This window comes from Pedobacter sp. L105 (assembly GCF_009765875.1).
Classification (GTDB): domain Bacteria; phylum Bacteroidota; class Bacteroidia; order Sphingobacteriales; family Sphingobacteriaceae; genus Pedobacter.
Window position 1 is genome coordinate 195448 of the sequence record NZ_LMUP01000009.1, and the last position, 20541, is coordinate 215988.

The 20541-nt window shown below is 40.3% G+C and carries 16 protein-coding genes; 13 read left to right on the top strand and 3 right to left on the bottom strand.

Going from position 1 to position 20541, the window contains the following annotated elements; all coding sequences use genetic code 11:
- Positions 1-121 precede the first annotated feature (121 nt).
- Positions 122-454 (bottom strand): AraC family transcriptional regulator, encoded by a 333-nt coding sequence (locus GSQ84_RS19205; RefSeq protein ID WP_254070914.1) that lies wholly within the window; start codon positions 452-454, stop codon positions 122-124.
- Positions 455-818: 364 nt separating this feature from the next.
- On the opposite strand from GSQ84_RS19205, the gene GSQ84_RS19210 reads away from it, so the two are divergent.
- Positions 819-1718 (top strand): SDR family oxidoreductase, encoded by a 900-nt coding sequence (locus tag GSQ84_RS19210; RefSeq protein ID WP_158798925.1) that lies wholly within the window; start codon positions 819-821, stop codon positions 1716-1718.
- Between the two features lie 86 nt (positions 1719-1804).
- On the opposite strand, the gene GSQ84_RS19215 is transcribed toward GSQ84_RS19210, so the two are convergent.
- Entirely contained in the window at positions 1805-3535 is a 1731-nt protein-coding gene (locus tag GSQ84_RS19215) for a glycoside hydrolase family 15 protein (RefSeq protein WP_158798926.1), read from the bottom strand.
- 271 nt (positions 3536-3806) lie between these two features.
- Between GSQ84_RS19215 and GSQ84_RS19220 the strand changes: the two genes are divergently transcribed.
- Positions 3807-4991, top strand: a complete 1185-nt coding sequence (locus GSQ84_RS19220) for a GAF domain-containing sensor histidine kinase (protein WP_254070915.1) — start codon at positions 3807-3809, stop codon at positions 4989-4991.
- 82 nt (positions 4992-5073) lie between these two features.
- On the opposite strand, the gene GSQ84_RS19225 is transcribed toward GSQ84_RS19220, so the two are convergent.
- Positions 5074-5607, bottom strand: coding sequence for a sigma-70 family RNA polymerase sigma factor (locus GSQ84_RS19225; protein ID WP_158798927.1), 534 nt, complete (start codon positions 5605-5607; stop codon positions 5074-5076).
- A 408-nt stretch (positions 5608-6015) separates the two neighbouring features.
- On the opposite strand from GSQ84_RS19225, the gene GSQ84_RS19230 reads away from it, so the two are divergent.
- The 11 genes from GSQ84_RS19230 to GSQ84_RS19280 all read left to right on the top strand — a co-directional run bounded on the left by GSQ84_RS19230 (position 6016) and on the right by GSQ84_RS19280 (position 20300).
- Complete coding sequence (locus GSQ84_RS19230) at positions 6016-7146, top strand: cell wall metabolism sensor histidine kinase WalK (protein ID WP_158798929.1); 1131 nt, start codon at positions 6016-6018, stop codon at positions 7144-7146.
- A 29-nt stretch (positions 7147-7175) separates the two neighbouring features.
- Entirely contained in the window at positions 7176-8378 is a 1203-nt protein-coding gene (locus GSQ84_RS19235) for a GAF domain-containing sensor histidine kinase (RefSeq protein ID WP_158798931.1), read from the top strand.
- Positions 8379-8514: 136 nt separating this feature from the next.
- Positions 8515-8898 (top strand): response regulator transcription factor, encoded by a 384-nt coding sequence (locus GSQ84_RS19240; protein WP_158798932.1) that lies wholly within the window; start codon positions 8515-8517, stop codon positions 8896-8898.
- A 15-nt stretch (positions 8899-8913) separates the two neighbouring features.
- Positions 8914-11409 carry a PAS domain-containing sensor histidine kinase gene (locus GSQ84_RS19245; RefSeq protein WP_158798934.1) on the top strand — a complete coding sequence of 832 codons (2496 nt, stop codon included), beginning with the start codon at positions 8914-8916 and terminating at the stop codon, positions 11407-11409.
- Positions 11410-11498: 89 nt separating this feature from the next.
- A complete protein-coding gene (locus GSQ84_RS19250) occupies positions 11499-11888 on the top strand; it encodes a response regulator (protein ID WP_371416403.1) in 390 nt (129 codons plus the stop codon).
- A 65-nt stretch (positions 11889-11953) separates the two neighbouring features.
- Positions 11954-13573 (top strand): ATP-binding protein, encoded by a 1620-nt coding sequence (locus GSQ84_RS19255; RefSeq protein ID WP_158798937.1) that lies wholly within the window; start codon positions 11954-11956, stop codon positions 13571-13573.
- A 96-nt stretch (positions 13574-13669) separates the two neighbouring features.
- Positions 13670-14236, top strand: a complete 567-nt coding sequence (locus GSQ84_RS19260; RefSeq protein ID WP_158798939.1) for a hypothetical protein — start codon at positions 13670-13672, stop codon at positions 14234-14236.
- Complete coding sequence (locus GSQ84_RS19265; RefSeq protein ID WP_158798940.1) at positions 14229-14675, top strand: hypothetical protein; 447 nt, start codon at positions 14229-14231, stop codon at positions 14673-14675. The genes GSQ84_RS19260 and GSQ84_RS19265 overlap by 8 nt, the downstream gene beginning before the upstream one ends.
- Positions 14676-14841: 166 nt before the next feature.
- Positions 14842-17055: a hypothetical protein gene (locus GSQ84_RS19270; RefSeq protein WP_158798942.1), complete on the top strand. Its 2214-nt coding sequence runs from the start codon at positions 14842-14844 to the stop codon at positions 17053-17055.
- Positions 17056-17413: 358 nt separating this feature from the next.
- Positions 17414-17698, top strand: coding sequence for a DUF6799 domain-containing protein (locus GSQ84_RS19275; RefSeq protein WP_216848989.1), 285 nt, complete (start codon positions 17414-17416; stop codon positions 17696-17698).
- Positions 17699-17828: 130 nt separating this feature from the next.
- Complete coding sequence (locus GSQ84_RS19280; RefSeq protein ID WP_254070916.1) at positions 17829-20300, top strand: glycoside hydrolase N-terminal domain-containing protein; 2472 nt, start codon at positions 17829-17831, stop codon at positions 20298-20300.
- Positions 20301-20541 lie beyond the last annotated feature (241 nt).

The window sequence follows — 20541 nt, forward strand, 5'->3', positions numbered from 1 at the left end:
AACTGCAAGTCATCCACTTAAAAGTATCCAGATGTCGGCAGATTGTGTTTGAAAGGCGGATGCCAGGCTCAATCCCTTTTAATTTGTTATTGTATCATAATTTAATCATACCTGGCTTTTTTTAATTCCAAAATTGATTTTGAAATTTTTTAGGGCTTACGCCGGTTTCTTTTTTAAATAATCTTGAAAAATAAGGAAGGTTGTCAAAACCTAAAGCATAGGCCGTCTCTGTGATATTATTGCCGGAGCCTTTCAACAGATTTTTGGCTTCGGAGATCAGATAAATGTGAATCAATTCAAGAGCGGTTTTTCCCGTTTCCTGTTTGAGCAGGTCGCTAAGGTAGTGTGCCGAGATATTGAGTTGTTCAGCCATAAACTTAACCGTAGGAAAACCATTTTCCCGGAGTGTGCCATTTTCGGAATAATTGGTCAGCAGCTGATTAAACTTCGACACTGTTTTTCCGGTTAATTCTTTGCGGTTAATGAACTGTCTTTTATAATAATGCTACAGTTATTAAAATTGTTTTTGCCATTGTTTTTGATTTAATACTGCAAATCTATAATGACAGGCTAACTGAGAATTATACAAAAGCGGGTATTACTGATACAAAGCGGGGATTACACCGAAAACGTTTAACCCTCACCAAGCTGCAGCGGTTTAATAATTAGCTAAAACTGTTCAGTTGTGGGGAAAACGATTTTTTAGAAACAATGCTATTATTCTCCTGTTAAGTAGCGAAGGAAAATTATTCCCTGCCATATCAAATCCAGGTCAGGAGCAGGTATGGAATTACACATCGCCTATAAAAATTAAGAACATGCTAGAACAAAATCAAAAACCACTTGAAAACCCAGCAAACAAATATCCAAAACCTCCCTTTGTAAAACAGCCTCAGGAGGCTCCGGGCCTTGCCTCAAAAATGCAGCCTCTGCCAGATCACGGAGAGAAAAGCTACAAAGGAACAGGACGATTATTAGGCCGCAAGGCGCTGATTACAGGTGGCGACTCAGGAATTGGACGTGCTGCTGCCATAGCTTATGCAAGGGAAGGCGCAGATGTAGCCATCAATTACTTACCTGAAGAGCAATCTGATGCAGACGAGGTAATTGCTTTGATTGAAGCTGCCGGACGCAGGGGATATGCCATCCCAGGCGATATTACAGATGAATCTTTCTGTAAATCACTGGTGGAACAAGCCGCTGAAAAGCTTGGCGGAATTGATATACTGGTAAACAATGCTGGTCGTCAGCAAGCTGTTGACTCCATATTAGATATTACTACTGCCGCTTTTGATGCGACAATGAAAACCAATCTTTACGGTGCATTCTGGATAACTAAAGCTGCGCTGGCCTATTTGCCGGAAGGTGCATCAATTATATCCACTACCTCGGTACAGGCCTATGAACCCTCAGAGAATCTATTTGATTATGCGCAGACTAAGGCCGCTATTGTTGCTTTTGTGAAATCGCTTGCCAAACAGTTAGGCCCTAAAGGTATCCGTGTTAATGGTGTTGCCCCTGGACCGGTTTGGACACCTTTACAAACCAGTGGTGGCCAGCCTCAGGATGCCATTGTTAAATTTGGAGAGGTAACTCCTCTGGGACGTCCGGGACAACCTGCAGAACTGGCCTCAATTTATGTTCAGCTGGCTGATAATGACGCCAGTTATGCTACCGGACAGATCTATGGTGCTGCTGGCGGAAGCGGAAATCCTTAACTATCTTTTCCCTTTAAACTAAAAGCCGGAAATTAAAAAATTGCCCCTATATTTTTTGGGCGGTCCTTTAATTTCCGGCTTTTGAATTACACCGCGCTGTTCTCACCCTGCAACGCAAGCTTATATCCATTTACAGCGCAAATGAAAGAGGAATGGACAAAAGTCTGCGGGAAATTTCCCAGCATCTGCCCTGAGGCGATGTCAACTTCTTCACTAAAATAACCAAGATCATTGCTAAAGCCTAAAACTGCCTCTATAATCTTTTTTGATTTGTCCAGATCTCCTGCAATGGCATAATAATGTGCCATCCAGCAGCTTCCCGCAAGAAAGGCGCCTTCCTTTGTGGAGTCAAACTCCAGTAAATGACGTCTGTACAGATTATTTTCGCAATATTTCTCTTCCAGCTGTCCGATAGTAGCTAGCATAGGCTCACTATCGGCCTGGTCAAATCCAAAGGCCACAAATAATGCTGCGGACAAGTCTACTTCTTCAGAACCTGCATATATTGCATAAGCACCATTAGTTGTTTTGCAATTTTTATTGATAAACTCACGGATCAGTGCCGCATTGTCCAGCCAGCGTTTGGCCAGTGCTTTATCTTCCTGGTAAGGCGCCAGTAATTCAAGACCGCGTGCTGCAAAGGCCTTACTGGAAGTATAATGTTGCTGCTGTTCCTCTTCCCAAATGCCATTATCTTTTCGCTCCCAGTTTTTGCAAATATAATCTGCAATCCTGCTTACCGTTTCCCAGTTAGTCCTCTTCCCAAATTTGTTATAGATGAGACTGCAGGCGATCAAAACGTTGGCTTCAGCGTCCAATTGGAACTGCTTTGCGGCGGGGTTGCCTACAAAAACAGGCTGGCTGTCCATATATCCCGAAAGGGGAATTTCCTTTGCGTCGAGTCTTTTGGTCTGGTCTATTCCATAAAAGCAGGATACATGATCTTCATTGTTTTTGTCCATCGCCCCTGCGATAAAGGAAATGAACTTTCTCTCTAATTCGCCGGTGGTGATGATTTGTGTCAGTGATGAAGTGATCAGCGCTGCGTCCCGCATCCAAACAAAACGGTAATCGTAATTCCGTTCTCCTCCAATCACTTCTGGCAGGGAGGTTGTTGCTGCGGCTACAATTCCCCCGGATGGTTCATAGATCATTTGCTGCAACGCCCGAAGGGAATTACGGACCTGGTTTTCAAATGGACCATGATAATTCACCAAAGACTCTATCTTGCTCCAGTTTTTCAGGGTAATATCCATGCTGTCATTCAACAACTCCCGGGTTATTTCCGCACTGTCTGTTAAGCTTGCCCAGCCTTCCTCATCCTTAGGTATGGTAAAAGAAATGAGGTCGCCTTTTACAGAGAGGGGATGGGAGGCACAAAGCCACAATCCGGATCTCTTTAACCTAATAAGGTTTGGAGATTCAACTATAAATTCTTCCTCTTCAAGGCCATAATTTGGTTTGAGTTTAACTTCATTGAGCACTGCATAAGGAACTCTGGAAAATTTGCGGCATATACCTTTCCATTCCATACCCAGGGGCATAAAATCGGTCAAGGTAAATCCTTTTCCTTCCATAGAGAAATAGGTATGCAGTATACTGCTTCTGTCCTGGAATTGTCTGCCAAGAAAGGTTTTTTCTGCAGGCCCAACAGACCAGAAACCGCCTTTTTCAGCATCAAGAAGGGAAGAAAGGATTGCCTCACCATCAAATCTATCCGGGCAGTACCAATAAATGCGGCCATTGTTGTCTAATAATGCACAGGTGTGACGATCGCTGATTACAGCAAGGTCTTTAATTAATGGATATCCTGACATTATATTTTTACTCCCATCACTGTAACTGTTTTCTCCTCTTGTTCTTTCATATGACTATCAAGTATCTTTTCATTTTAACAACGTTGGAACATCTTTGTTCTTCAATTATTAACTCTACAAAGGGAATCAGGTATTATTCTATTCCAACTCCTGGACAACAGCGTTTTTAAGATCATTTATTTGTGTAATTATTGTGTTAAAATCATTCACTTGATAATTGTTGTGCTACATAATAACTACATTGCTTCAACAAAAATTAAACTCCATCAACGTGACGGAAGAGAAGCTCGATATTGCAAAAGAGGTTGCAATCATAAATCGTATACCTATTGTCAATACATTATTAGAGCTGATGTGCGAATTCACTGGAATGAGATTTGCTTTCATTGCCCGTGTTACCAAAACCCAATGGCTGGCCTGTGCAGTAAAAGATGAAATCAATTTTGGGGTGCTGCCAGGCAGTGAATTAGTACTTGAAAGTACAATTTGTCACGAAGTTGAAAGTCACCATCAGGTTGTAGCATTTGATGAAGCCTCTACCGACCCGCAATTTTTCTGTCATCCTACGCCAAAGGCCTATGGATTTGAAAGTTATATTTCTGTGCCTATCATTTTACCTGATAATAGTTTTTACGGAACATTATGTGCCCTTGACCCTAAATCGGCAGTGGTGAACACTCCAAAGATCATCGGTATGTTTATCATGTTTGCAGATTTAGTTGCGCAGCATGTTGGTAATGGCAAAAAGCTATTGGAAACAGAACAGAGTTTAAACCAGGAAAAAGAAACATCAGAATTAAGGGATCAGTTCATCGCTGTATTAGGTCACGATTTACGTAACCCGGTAGGTGCTATCAGAAACAGTGCCCAGTTTTTGCTGCGTATGCCTGTAGATGAACGTACCTCACGTTTTCTTCATATTATTCAAAACAGCACTTACCGTATTACCGCATTAATTGATAATGTGCTGGACTTTGCCAAAAGCAGGCTGGGCGATGGTTTACTGATCAGCCGAAATACCACAAACGACCTTGAAAATGTCCTGCTTCAGGTGATCAATGAATTGAGGGTAATCTGGCCTGACAGAATCGTTAACACACAATTTGAATTGAATGACGCAGTGAATTGTGATCCTATAAGGATTGCTCAACTGCTGTCCAATATATTAGGAAATGCGTTATCACATGGTGATGCCTCATTACCTGTCAAAGTTTTGGCAGTGAGTAATCAGAATGAATTTAAAATATGCGTTTATAACAAAGGCGCAAAGATTCCCGAAGATATTATAGATCGTTTATTTCTTCCTTTTTCAAGGGGGAATGCCGAACGTAACAAGGAAGGACTTGGCTTAGGATTATTTATCTCATCTGAAATTGCCAAAGCGCATGGAGGTTCCATCAGTGTGACATCTACAGATGATGAAACATGTTTTACCTGTTTATTCTCCAATAGTTAATCTGTTTATCAAACAATAAGGCCACCAGATCTGGTAGCCTTATCATCATGTTGGTAAAAGGATGGGTAAATTGTTTAAAGATCTAATTATAAAGCTTAGTTCTTTCAAACTCTTCTTTATACATCGTAAGATTTTTCTTCAGTAATTGCCTTGCTATATAAATCCTTGTTTTAACTGTTCCGATGGGAATAGCTAATTCTGCAGCAATCTCGTGATATTTAAATCCCTCAAAATATTTCATGAATGGGACACAATACTGATCCTCTAGTTTTGCTAATGCTTTATAAATATCTTCGGCAATAAATTTGCCTTCAGCGCGGTTGCTGGATGCCGACTTAAACAATTGATAGGACTTTAGTTCTTCATCGGTATCAACCAGATGTTTGTATTTTACTTCTTTTCTATAACCGTTAATAAAGGTATTTTTCATGATGGTGTACAACCAGCCTCTTAAATTTGTCCCTTCAGTAAATAATCCAGAGTAACGCAGTGCTTTTAACAATGTTTCCTGAACCAGGTCATTGGCATCATCCAAATTCTGGGTAAATTTTATTGCATGGTTTTGAAGTGACGGTTTTTCGTCAAAAAGGCGGTTGTTAAATGATAAGTTTTCCATAGGTAGATGTTATAATTTTCAGTAGGTATATCAGATTATACAATGCATATACCATAAAAATGTTCATATAGGTTTTGTTGTTCTAATTAAATTATACTGGATATGAATAAGAATAGATTCTTTTAGGTAGATGTTAGGACGGATGCCAATTCTAAAGTGTAGGTTTTGACAAACAAATGACCTATTTTTAGTAATTTTTTACTGGTATAGACACCTTAACATATCTGCAAATTATTTTTATTAAAGCTGTTGGAACATACTGTTGGTAATTCTATCTTTTCTCATGATATTTAACTATTTAGAATTTATATTGAATGATATTTTAATGCTGATAATGACCGGTTAAGGGTAACCTCTGCAATGCCATATAATTAGCCTATCTTTGGTATACATCTATACCATTCAACTATGATTAACAGAGACACTGACTTTTTAGAGGCGCTGCAAATTGATGGGATGGGAGACAATATCAGTTATCTTGAACTGATCAAAAGATTACCTGTTGCGGTTTACACACTTGACGAAAAAGCCAGGATCACATTTTTCAATCCTGCGGCCGTCACTTTGTGGGGGCGTACACCTGTATTGGGTGAAGAATTTTGGTGCGGATCTTACCGCATGTACAATTTAGAAGGAAAATGGGTGCCGCATGATGAATGTCCGGCGGCGATAGCCATGAAAGAAAGCCGGTTTTTAAAGGCAGAGGCTATGGTGCAACGTCCGGATGGTGAAATGAGGCAGATACTTGCTTACCCGCAACCTATGAAATCTGCAGACGGTACAGTTAAGGGACTAATCAATGCCGTAGTTGATATTACAGAAAGAAAAGCCCTTGAAAGACAGAAAGATGAATTTATGGCTGTAGTGAGCCATGAACTAAAAAGCCCGCTTACATCCGTAAAAGGATATGCACAGATCTTAAAGAAAAAACTTGCTGTAACAGGTGATGATTCGATGTTAGCGATGGCCGAAAAGATGGAATCTCAAATTAACAGGCTCACTTATCTGATTGATACTTTTTTAGATTCTGCAAAGACCGGATCGGGCCAGCTTGAACATACAAATAAAGAATTTGACCTCGGTGTTTTGATCAGCGAAGTTGTAGAAAATGTTCAGATGACTACAGATACGCATCAACTGAAACAAATTAAGGTAGTTTCTGTTAATCTAATCGCGGATAAAGAACGTACCAGCCAGGTATTGATCAACTTTCTCACCAATGCTATCAAATATTCACCAGATGCCAGCCAGGTATTGATTAATACTTATACGGAAGAAGGTAAAGTGGTGTGCTGTGTAGAAGACTTTGGCCTGGGTATTCAAAAAAGCCAGGTTGGACGTGTTTTTGAGAAATTCTATCGTGTTTCCAATGAAAAGTCTTTCAACTTTTCTGGCGTGGGCCTGGGCCTTTATATTTCTGCTGAAATTATCAAGCAGATGGGTGGAGAGATATGGGTAGAAAGTGAACTGGATAAAGGCTCTAAATTTTATTTTAGCTTGCCTTGTGTTATGGCCAATGATACTGGTAATACCAACTAATAATTATTTTTGACGTTCTACCTTATTGTATGATTAAGTTACCCTATCCATCAAATGAAAAAGCAAGGCTAGCCGTATTGGAAAGTTATCACCTGATGGACAGTGGCTGGGATAAGGATTTTGATGCCATTGCAAGTATTGCATCTGTCATTTGTGGCATTCCCATCTCCCTCATTACCTTTATTGATGAGGGAAGACAATACTTTAAGTCGCACATTGGAACCGATGCGACAGAAAATCTAAGAGAGCTTTCCTTCTGTACCCATGCAATAGCCTCTGGTGAAGAGGTGTTGATCATAGAGGATGCCACCAGGGATGAAAGATTTGCCGATAACCCTTTGGTAACCGGCCCCACTAAACTTGTTTTTTATGCCGGGGTGCCACTGGTAAATGAAGATGGTTTTGCCCTGGGAACACTCTGCGTTCTCGATCAGAAAAAACATGAGTTATCTCCCGGGCAGGTATCAGCATTAAAATCACTGGCCAAACAGATCGTGGATAAGATCGAGCTAAAAAGAAAGATTGCCACACTGGAAACAACTAACCATGAGTTGCTGAATGCAAACGTTCTTATCCAAAAGTTTGCTTCCATGGCTGCACACGATATTAAAAACCCCCTTACCAGCATTTTACTCACTTCTCAGTTATTGAGGGTAAGTACTGAAAAAGCTGGTAACGAACGTTCGCTGAAACTGCTCGATGTGAATATATCTTCAACAAAAACCTTACTTACCCTGGTAGATGAAATGCTGGACTATTCCAAATCTCCGGGTCTGCTCATTGCCAGAAAGCAAAAATTTACCACCAGGGGTCTGTTTGAAAGGTTAAAGGGTTTGGTGTCGCCACCAGAGAATTTTACGATAAATTTCCATTCACAGATCACTGAGATCTATCATTCAGTGATTGCAATGGAACAAATCCTGTTAAACTTGCTAACCAATGCCATTCGTTATAATGATAAGGTTAACGGTGAGGTTATGGTAACCATTAATGAAGAAAAAGACGTTTATGTCTTAGAGGTTGCCGATAATGGGATTGGTATCCCTCAGGAGTTTCATCACCAGATTTTTTCCTCAAACTTTACCTTAGATCAGACAGATCGTTTTGAAAAAAAAGGTACCGGGATAGGTCTTTCAACGGTAAAAGACCTGGTAAATGCGCTCAATGGAGATGTTGCTTTGAAGTCTACAGTTGGAGAAGGGTCGGTTTTTACTGTCAGATTTGGTAAATAATAACCTTAGTCAAAAATCTGTTAAGAATATACTGACAAAATTATCCTAAAGAATTTTAAAAAGTAACATATTATTTTGTTTTCAAACAAAATAACTTCTGTAGGGTTTCTACATAAATTTTTGTAATGCCTTAGGAATGAATAAACAAATATGTGTGCTGGAAGATACCATTGAGATCCTGGAGATCATAACTATCATATTAGAAGAAGAGCAGTATCAGGTATTCGGCTTTGGAACGGTTTCAGAATTTAATGCCAATGTGGATTTGATCTCTCCAGATCTATGTTTGCTCGACGTCATGCTTCCTGATGGTAGCGGATTGGATGTTTGCCGGGATTTAAAATTGGATGAAAAAACAAAGCATATCCCCATCCTTATGATGACTGCGAATTTAAAAATAGCAAATATGAAGGAAGGTTGTGCTGCTGAAGAATTTATAGCAAAACCATTTGATATAGATCAGCTGGCGGCCATCGTTAATCGTTTGATCAGCGACAGTCAATTACAAACGTCCTTATAGGCATTCTTAATCACGATGAGTACATCAACAAGCCTCAATGAAAAGCAATTACTAAATATTCTTTCGTTTTATACTAACCCTGTAGCTATCTATACCAGTCACGAAATAGTGATAGAAATGGCTAACAATGCCATGTTAGCAGCATGGGGCAGAGGGCCTGAAATAATTGGTCAAACACTCGGCGCAGCATTGCCGGAAATCAGCAACCAGCCTTTTGTCAAAATGTTGCAGCAGGTATGGAACACCGGAATAGATGATATTGGAGAGGCAATCATCGCCGATTTGGTGATTGATGGCATCCTGCAGCGTTTCTATTTTGATTATCAGTACCTGGCCATAAAAAATGAATTTGGTGAGGTATATGCAATTATGCACACCGCTTTAGATGTGACTGAAAAAACCTTAAGCAGGGAAGCACTTGAACTGGCTAAAGAAAAAGAAGCCATGCTGCAGCGTGAGCAGTCGCTAAATGAAGAATTAGCAGCAACTAATGAAGAACTTTCTGCCACCAATGAAGAATTGTACAGGGTGCAGAACAAGTTGCAACATTTGAATACTGAACTGGAAGAGCGGGTTAAACGGCGTACAGAATCGCTCGCCAGATCAGAAAGCCGCCTACGTTACCTCCTCTCTGATGCACCGGTTGCCATAGCTGTATTCTACGGAAAGGAAATGATTCTCGAATCGGCCAATAAAAAAGTGCTGGAAGCCTGGGGGAAAACGGAAGAAATCATCGGCAAGCCGCTTAAAATCGGCGTGCCAGAACTGGTTGGTCAAGATTTTTTAACTATTCTAGACCAGGTTTTTACTACAGGTATGGCTTATCATGGCTACGAAGTCAAAGCATTACTGGAACAAAATGGGAAAATTGAAGAAGTTTATTCCAATTTTGTCTATCAGCCATTAAAGGATGAAGAGGGGCAAACCCAAAGCATTATGCTTGCGGCAAGTGTAGTTTCAGAACAGGTAGCAGCAAGACATCGCGTTCAGCAGTTGAATGAGGAACTGATCGTTATCAACGAAGAGCTTTCGGAATCCCAGGCACAGCTGATCACACTTAATATCCATTTGAAAGAGAGTGAAAGCCGGTTAGATCAAATCCTGAGTGAACTGCCTGCACCTATTGTAGTATTGATGGGGCCGGAGCAGATCATATCTACTACTAACAAAGCTTTATTAGAATTTTGGGACAGGACTAAAGAAGAAGTGGCAGGGAAACCAATGCTGGAAGTTTTTCCTGAGCTGGTCAATCAGCCCTTTCCGGCTTTATGGAAACATGTGCTGGAAACAGGCGAACGCATTGTAAACAGGGAAAAACAAGTGGTCTTTAAAAATAAAAATAACGGCGAAGACAAGCCTTTTTTTGTGGATTATTATTACCAGCCATTAACAGGTGTTAACGGCGAACGTACTGGGGTTTTAGCTACGGTTATTGACGTAACTGATAAAGTCAATTCACGCAGAAAAGTTGAAGAAGCCGAAACCCAGCTGCGTTTGGCTATAGAATCTACTGAATTGGGAACGTGGTACATCAATGCCGTGACCAGAGAATTTGTTCCTTCTGCCCGGTTAAAAGAAATCTATGGTTTTCGCGTCTTCGAAGAAATGCCTTACGCCGCTGCTATGGAGCAGATTGTAGAAGGCTATCGCGATGATGTTAAAAATGCAGTGGAAGAAGCAATCTCATCCGGACAGCATTATGATATGGAATATCCTATAACCAGTTTTCATGACGGACAAATCAAATGGGTTAGGGCTACAGGCAAACTCTATATCGGCGAAAATATAACTGGCGCTAACTTTACCGGTACCGTGCAGGATATTACAGAGCGTAAATCAGAGGAGCAGCGTAAAGATGATTTTCTCAGCATAGCCAGTCATGAGTTAAAAACACCTGTCACAACTTTAAAAGGAGCATTGCAGCTACTGGATCGTTTCAAAGTAAACCCGCTTAATCCTGTTATTCCGAGGTTAATTGACCAGGCAAATGTAAGTATAGAAAAGATTACCAACCTGATGGACGATCTGTTAAATACCACCAGAACAAACGAGGGACAATTACATCTTACCAAAACCAGGTTTACGATAGCAGAAATGCTCGAGAAATGTTGTAGCCATGTACGCATGGGCGGCAAACATGACCTGATTGTTCAAGGTGACGAAAATTTACAGATTGATGCAGATGAGGCAAGAATTGACCAGGTGGTAGTAAACCTGGTAAACAATGCGGCAAAGTACGCCCCTGATAGCCGCGAAATTTATTTGATCATTGAAGACCTTGGCGATAAAGCGAGGATATCCGTAAAAGATAATGGTCCTGGTATACCGGAGGATAAGCTTTCACATCTTTTTGAACGTTACTACAGGGCAGATTATGGAGGCGTGCAATATTCAGGACTGGGATTAGGGCTTTATATCAGTGCAGAGATTGTGAAAAGGCATGGTGGAGAAATTGGAGTAGATAGCCAGGTAGGGGCTGGAAGTACTTTTTGGTTTACCCTTCCTTATTAATTGTTAATTTCTTCCCTGTCTTTCATAAATATAGAAATTGGAATTTGAACATTCGATTAAACGTCTATATTTGTCATAACATGGAAGATATGGAGCTAGTAAACAAAAGAATTGCAATTTTTGATGATGATGAAGATATACTGTCAATTTGCAGTTTTGTTTTAGAAGATGGTGGATGGGAAGTGTTTACTTTTCCTGATTGTAAGAACATTGTAGAAAAGGTAACTGAACTCAATCCCGCTGTTATTTTGATGGACAACTGGATTCCGGATACTGGTGGAATTGTAGCCACCCGATTGCTTAAAGCTTCTCCCGAAGTGAAAGATATTCCTGTAATTTATTTTTCGGCAAATAGTAAAATTAGCGATCTGGCCGCAGAAGCTGGTGCAGATTCCTATTTGGCTAAACCTTTCGATCTGAAAGATCTGGAAAAGATAATTTCAGAAAATGCAAAAACTAAGAATAGTAAATTATCGTAATATACGCATTCTCGGTTTTCGCCTTATCCTAAAACTCTAACCAAATCATTACTATAAAGCAAATAATGAAAAACACATTTGCCACCGAGATTATTTTACCTAACGAGCAGGAGCGTTTACATGCACTAAGAAGTTATAGGATATTAGGTACCTATGCAGAAAAATCATTCAAGAGCATTGCCAAACTGGTAGCAGATATCTTTAAATCATCTATTGCGATGATCTCCCTGGTTGATGCCGAAGAAGTATATTTTGGGTCTAATGTGGGTATGGATAATGCTGTTGGGCCGCGTGGAGAAAGTTTCTGCTCATTAACTATCCTTAAACCAGAGGTTAATGTGATTGAAGATGCGCTGCTTGATCCCGTGGTAGCCAATAATCCTTTGGTATGCGGCGATTTTGGCCTGCGTTTTTATGCCGGTGCACCATTGATTACCCATGATGGTTTTATGATTGGTACGGTTTGTTTGGTAGATACAAAACCCAGAACATTTAATGACCATGACAAATCTATTCTGGAAGGAATGGCGGGATTGGTAATGGAGCAAATTGAGCTGCGCCTGCAAAACTTACTGGATACGGAGCGGCAGGCGGTGGTCAATGATCAGCTGTTGGCCAGCAATGAAAAACTTTCTGCAAGTGAAGGGCGCTTTCAAACTATCCTGGATACCATGGCGGAAGGTGTAAGAATCATAGACACCTCTGGCCGGCTGGTATATGCCAATATCATGGCGCAGCATCTTTTAGGCCTTACCCCCAGCAAAATAGAAGATGGCGTTTATGATGATCCTAAATGGCAGCTCCTGTGGGTAAATGGATCTCCTTTGCCTGAAGAAGATCATCCTATGGCCATTATGATGCGCACAGGCCAGCCTGTATTGGATTACGAAGTTGCTTTACAGCCCCCCGGTAGAGAACGTTTTTATATTTCTGTAAATGCTGCACCCATATTTGACCGGCAGAGTGGTGAACTCACTGGCGGTATTGGTACTTTTATGGACGTAACCAACAGAAGAAAGGTGTTACAGCAAAAAGATGAGTTTATCAATGTTGCCAGCCATGAGTTACGTACTCCGGTAACCAGCTTAAAAGCTGCCATGCAGATTATGGACCGGATTAAAGACAATCCGAAACCAGACGTGTTAGCTAAAATGATCGACCAGTCGAACAAAAGCCTGTCCAGGCTAACCAGCCTGATTACCGATCTGTTAGATAGTAACCGGATTTCGCAAGGTCAGTTACACTTAAGAAAAACAAAGTTTAACCTTTCCTCCATATTAGAGAGTCAGCATATTCGTGATGCTGAAAAACATGAGATCATCATAGAAGGAATAATTGATATGGAGATTGAAGCAGATGAACAGCAGATTGACCAGGTTTTGGTAAACCTGTTGAGTAATGCCGTAAAATATGCTCCTGAATCTAAAGTTATCCATGTCATAATAGAACATCTGGCTGAACAGTTAAAAATTTCAGTGAAAGATAGCGGGCCTGGTATAGCTCAGGACCAGCTCATCCATCTTTTTGAAAGATATTACCGGGTAGATTACAGTGGCTTCCAATATTCAGGTTTAGGTCTTGGATTATATATCAGTTCTGAAATTATTAAAAAGCATGGCGGTACTATAGGAGTAGAAAGTGTAGTTGGCAGCGGTACTACATTTTGGTTTACCATCCCAATCTAAGATTAACCTTTATTAAAGCCTCCCGTGAGGCGCTAATGTTTTTTATGAAGATTCTTATCGCTATTTTCGCAGAAACTATGTTGGTAGATTTACATCATGAACTGGAATAAGAACGTAAGAAAAGCTTTCATCATCTTCCTGTTAATTATCCAGGTTATCTTTTTATTTGCAATTTTCAGGGAGAACTTAAAGTCTTGGTGGGCCATTGCCTCTCTCATTATCTTATGCCCGCTCATTTTAATCACTTATTTAAGGGGTAGTTTGCATCATGAAGATCATGAATACGAACATATATTTGTTGTCTTATGGATTCCCATTGGGGCGCTGGTTACCTTTTACCTAAACCACTTTTTCAATTTAGGCCCTGTTATTTCTGCTACCCTGGTAGGGAGTATTGCCTCCTTCATTCCAAACCTGAATAAACGGTCGCATTATATGAAGCAATTACCCGCTGCCATTTATTGCGGGGCATTCATTGGTATGTCCAGCACTGGCGTAGCGTCTGGTTTTATGTTTATTTTAACGGCAAGTTTCTTTACAGCAATACTACTATTTTTGTCTAAAAACCTTTTTGCCGGTGTTGGTGGAAAGCTGGGTACCCTTGCTTTTGCGGGCGTAGTGATTACTTCATTTTTATACTTTCTGATCTCGTCATATGTATAATCTGCTCATACTGGTCGCGGTCAGCTTCATTAGTGCAATCGCCACATTTTTTGTAAATGAACGGCTTAAACAAGGACCGGTACGCTCATCCGCTATGCTTTCTTTGATCGTAGCTGTATATTATCACTATTATACAGGTTCCATGGATAGTTATCTGGTGAAAAACATCCCGCTGGTATTTATTGGCGCTTCTTTCATCGGTATGGTATCTTCCCGTTTATTGTCTAACTACCTTTTGATAGGTACTGCAGGTATTATTTTCTGCCTTATTTTTTTGCATACCAGCAAGTTTTTTAACGGGTATGGTGGAGCGCTTGGCACATCGGCCTGTATATCAGTATTGGCAGTGCTCAGTATCCCGATTGTCAACAAGAATAAAAAACTGACAAACGGACTGATCCAGCTTAGAAAGATACTATTCAAAATCGGTAGAAGATAGACCACATAATCACACTTTGATCTCCTTGCTCAGGCGTAATGCAAGATCTAATGTCGATTATTGCTGCTAATAGCCAGGAATATTTGGTTTTATCTGCGTTTCTGTATTTAAAAGAAACATTTCATAGTTAAGTTGGTTATTGGCCCTAACCTCTTACTATATAACTATGAACGGACTGTCACCATGGGCTTTATCGGCTACTAACATCTTTGAAAATGATGAATTAATTCCATTATTCACCAAATCAGTATCTGGTTTAATTTTTAATATTTATAACGAGCGTGATTCGCTTTTTATTCTTGCCAGCTTGCCTAATGGAGGGGAGTTTTTATTTCGTGCGGCATTTACCCCAATCGGTGAAATTAAAATTTCAAAATTTAATAAATCGCCCGACGGCATTACTTTTTATCTGACTGCTGAAATAGGGGAAATACAAATAGATATTTCTTTTTTAAAACAAACGGTACCAGTTCTTAGATATATAACCACTTTAAAGCCTATAACAGATCTTTTTATTCCTTTCTGGCCAAGGGATGTCATAGTGCCAGGCAAAAATGACAATACCCGGCAAAAAACCGGTAAAATACATGCAAGCCAGGTAGGAACAAGGTCGGGTATCATTTATTGCAGTTCCTCCAAACCCAAATCAGGATCTATTTTTTACCTGCAAAATTTAACTGCACTGGAAAGCTACTGCCAGCAAACGCAAACCTCATGTTCTGGAGTAGTAGGAGGGGACTGGCCGGAAATGGGTTTTGCGCTTCCACCCACAACGGATAAAGCTTTGTCAGCAGGTAAAAATGTAATCATAGGAGATGCTATTGTGGCTTTCGACCTTGAAGTCCCTGAAAATGAAGGGGCAATGGTTAAGCAGTTTTTGAATTTACTGGCAGAAGCGTACCTGGCTTTACCCAAACCCGGTACAAAATACAATCACTGGCCCGAAATATTAGAAAAGGGGCTTAAAGATTTGCAGGAAAATCCGGGTTGCTGGTCGCAGTTAGGAGGACATTCCTATTTAAACGCTTATGTGAGCGATTATAGAACACCTCCGGAAATTATGGTGCAACTGGCAGTATTGCTTCCTTTGCTTGATTACGTAGAATGGACAGGCTCATCACTTGAAATCATGAAAAAGATTAAAGAAGGACTGCCTTCGTTTTTTGATCAGAAGCTGAAAACAATCATGCGCTGGCATCCGGCTGCTGCCAAAGACCTTAAAGGGGAGGAAGAACAAAAACAACCGCTGGTGATGGATTCCTGGTATTTGCATCATCCATTACTTAATCTTTCCAGACTTGCACTTAAAGGTGATAACGAAGCTAAAAAACTTTTTCTTGATTCCATTGGATTTGCTATTAAAGTGGCGCATAAATTTAATTATGAGTGGCCGGTGTTTTATAAAATGGACACGCTTGATATTGTAAAAGCTGAAACCCAGCCTGGTAAAGGAGGAGAAAAAGATGTACCCGGTTTATATGCCCATGTCATGTTGCAAGCCTGGGAAATTACCCATGAGGATAAATACCTTAAAGAAGCTGAAAAAGCAGCAAAAAAACTAGAAGGTCTTGGTTTCGATCTATTTTACCAGGCCAATAATACCGCTTTCTCTGCAGGTGCCCTGTTAAGGTTATTTAAGATCACGGAAAATAAACTCTACTTAGATCTCAGTTATATTTGTTTGGCTAACGTGTTTAAAAACGTTCAGCTTTGGGATTGTAACTATGGTTATGGTAAAAACTACCCAACGTTTTTTGCCATTTTCCCTTTGAGTGATGCTCCTTATACTGCGGCTTATGAAGAGCAGGAAGTTTTTTGTGCTTTGCACGATTATTTAAATCATGCTCAGGGGGTAGACATCCTTCCGTCAATAACATTGCTTATCGCAGAATTTATCAGGTATATGAACGAAAGGGCTGTCTTTTACTATCCACCAATGCTGCCAGAAGAAATGCTATCTAAAGAAGTAAAAACTGGCGAAGTAGATGCTAACCTTTGGATAGCACTCGAAGACCTGCATGACGGATGGGAAATGTCAGGTGAGGTAGGCCAGGAGGTATATGGAGCGGGGAATGCATTTGGTATCCTGCCCCGGCATTATCTAAAGGTTCCTGGCGAAGAATTTATGGTGTACGTAGATTATCCTATAAACAGGGTTCAGTTTCATCGTGATAAATCACTAAGCTTCAAAACCGGTGGAAGCGATAAATTAAGTTGCAGAATGATATTCGTTGGACTTAAATCAGAAAGGACGATGGCTTTTCAAGTGAAAGTTGACAGGCAAAAAAAAGTGCTAAAGGGAGAAAACATGAAAGACGGCCATGTAGCCTATCAGCTGCAGGGAAATCAATCTGTTAAACTGAGCTGGAAGAAACTATAGTTATAATTTAATTGGCCATTCTTTCATAGTATGTGATCTTCCCGTTTATTTTATAAAATACTTTTCAATAAATATTTGTAAGATTTGTAAAATAATTGACCATTATAATCTACAAGACCAGGGGTTTCCACCCATGAATTTTTATAGATCGTAAAAATAAACTGATAAATAAAAACGAAATAAACTGCTTATAACACAAGTCTTTAATCATTATTTTCCAAAAAAGCCGGTTACTACCTGGGGGAGTAGTAAATACCAACTGTGGCTTGGTTTTTCGTTACTGTAGTTACAACAAAAACTTAAAACCATGAAAAAATTATTGATCACCTGCTTCGCTGTTGCCTTAAGCCTTGGCGCAATGGCCCAAAGTACAATGCCTACTGACACATCAATGCACAAAATGTCAAAATCTATGAAAATGGATGGAAGCGTAATGATGAAAGATGGTAAAATGATGTGCATGAAAGATGGCAAGACCATGATGATGGACAAGACCATGACCATGAAGAACGGCACTATGGTCATGACAGATGGAACCGTTAAAATGAAGGATGGTAAAACCATGATGTTAAAAGATGGACAGTGCGTAATGATGAGTGGTAAGGTGACCACAATGCCAATGAAGAGCGACATGAAAATGTAGTATTAATGAATTTTCTTAGATGCCTGGATGATCTGCATCCGGGCATTTTTTTATCTTTATTTTAAGCCTGCTGCACATAAACAGATGGTTAGGTTATAGATCAGGGGTCAGGGAGACATTTAAAATTTATATGTATCTTCAACTACAAATGTTGAAATCTTCTAAATTATCTAACTTCAGTAAGCAGGCGGCAGTTACAATCTTTGTAATCATTTTCTTAGGGAGTTCTATGGCTGGTTATAGCCAGTCACAGTCAGCAAGATTATGGTATAAAGCCCCTGCAAATTATTGGGAAGCCAGTCTTCCATTAGGCAATGGCCGGCTTGGTGCAATGCCTGATGGTGGCATATTTAACGAAAATATAGTGCTGAATGATATTACACTGTGGTCCGGAGGAAGACAGGATGCAGATCAAACAAATGCTGCTGCACACCTTTCAGAAATCAGGCAATTATTATTTGCAGGTAAAAATATAGAAGCCCAGCAGGTAATGAGCCGTTACTTTGTATCGAAAGGCAAAGGTTCCGGAATGGGTAATGGGGCCAATGTTCCTTACGGTTCTTACCAGATTCTTGGTAATTTAAAGTTGAATTACCAATATGGTGCAGATAGTTCTTCACTGCATCCTTCCGGTTATCATAGAGAGTTATCACTAAATGATGCACTGGCCACAACAAGATTTACAATTGATCATACAAATTTTACCAGGGAATATTTTACAAGTTTTGATGATGATGTGGTCATGGTCAGGCTTTCCGCAAGCGAACTAAAAAAGATCAGTTTTGTGCTGAAATTGAGCAGGCCGGAGCACTTTAAAACAAAAGCAGATGGTGTAGAAATGCAAATGTATGGTCAGTTGAATAATGGAACCGACGGGAAAGGAATGCAGTACAGGGTAAAGGTCCATATTAAACATGATGGCGGAAATATCATCATAAAGAGTAACTCCCTGCAGCTTGTTAATGCGAACTCTGCCATCATCTATATTTCTCCCACTACCAGTTATAAAAATATAAATTATATAAAAACCGGGGATCAAAACCTGGCTAAAGCTTTAAGCAAGCCTTATGCGATGGAAAGAACTGCTCATATCAAAAAATTTCAGCGGTTATTTCATCGTGTCACGTTAAACCTTGGCAGTAATGCAAAAGATAGCTTGCCAACGGATAAAAGGCTGGCTGCTTTTGCGCTGAAAGCAGATGATCCGGGACTGCCTGCCCTGTATTTCCAATACGGAAGATACTTGCTCATTAGCAGTACCAGACCAGGTTTACTACCGCCAAACCTTCAGGGTTTATGGGCAAACACGGTGGCGACGCCCTGGAATGGTGATTACCATTTAAATATCAATATCCAGATGAATCACTGGCTATTGGATGTCACCAACCTCGGTGTTTTAAATGAACCTTTTTATACGCTGGTTAAAGGATTAGTCAAACCAGGAGAGCAGACCGCCAAAACCTACTATGGGGCTAATGGATGGGTAGCGCATGTGATCACCAACATCTGGGGATATACGTCTCCGGGAGAAGATTATTCATGGGGTTCATTTAATACAGGTTCTGCATGGTTGTGCCAGATGTTGTGGCAGCATTACGAATTTAGCCGTGATAAAGCCTATTTAAATCTACTATACCCTATTTTAAAAGGTTCAGCCGAATTTTATTTATCCGCACTGGTTAAAGAGCCAACGCATGGCTGGCTGGTTACGGCCCCGTCAAGTTCTCCTGAGAATGCTTTTTTTCTACCCGATGGTAAACAGGCAAATGTTTGTGATGGGCCTACTATTGATAATCAAATACTCAGAAGTCTGTTTGCTGCGGCCATTGTTTCCAGTAAAGAACTGAATAAAGACGGATCGTTTCGTCACCAATTAGAAATAGCTATAAAAAAACTGCCACCAGATCAGGTGGGTAAAGATGGTAGGTTAATGGAGTGGTTAAAAGAGTACAAGGAAGTAGACCCTCATCACCGTCATGTTTCCCATCTGTGGGGTTTATATCCTGGTCATGAAATCACAACGGACAACCCAAAACTGGCTGATGCAGCTAAAGCGTCTTTAATAGGCAGAGGAGATGATGGAACGGGCTGGTCACTGGCCTGGAAAGTTAACTTTTGGGCCAGATTGCATGATGGCGGCCATTCTTTTCAAATCCTGCGTAAATTATTCAGGCCTGTAGAGGGCAATACCATCAATATGTCTAATGGCGGTGGTTCTTATATCAACCTGTTTTGTGCTCATCCGCCCTTCCAGATTGATGGTAATTTTGGCGGTACGGCTGGTATTGCAGAGATGCTGCTGCAAAGCCAGAATGGATACCTGGAATTTTTGCCTGCTTTACCAGAACAATGGAAAAATGGGAGCTTTTCTGGTTTGTGCGGCAGGGGCGGGATAGAGGTTTCAGCAAAATGGATATCAGGTAAACTACAGTTCGTTGCGCTCAAAGCCACCGTTGGCCATATGGTAAAGATAAAAGTTCCTGATGATCAATCCGGACTTACTGTTACCCTAAATGGAAAGAAACTGAATGCTAAAGTTGATGATAATTTCCTCCATATTTTTATGAAAAAAGGTGATCTCGCAAAAGTGAAATTTGATTAACTATCGAAATTAAACCGCCTTAAATAAAACTCCATTCGATAACTTAGGTACCCACCTCAAACTTGCAGGCCGGGTTTTCTCAAATAAAGCCCTGCTTGCTTTACCATAGGAGCAAATTTTAGCCAGTCTAATGATACAGCAGATAGCGAAGGGGAGAGAATCTGCGCCAAATTGTTTTGTATTTTCAAAAAATGAAATCATAAATTTTATATCAAAATATTATATTTTATTAATAAGCTCC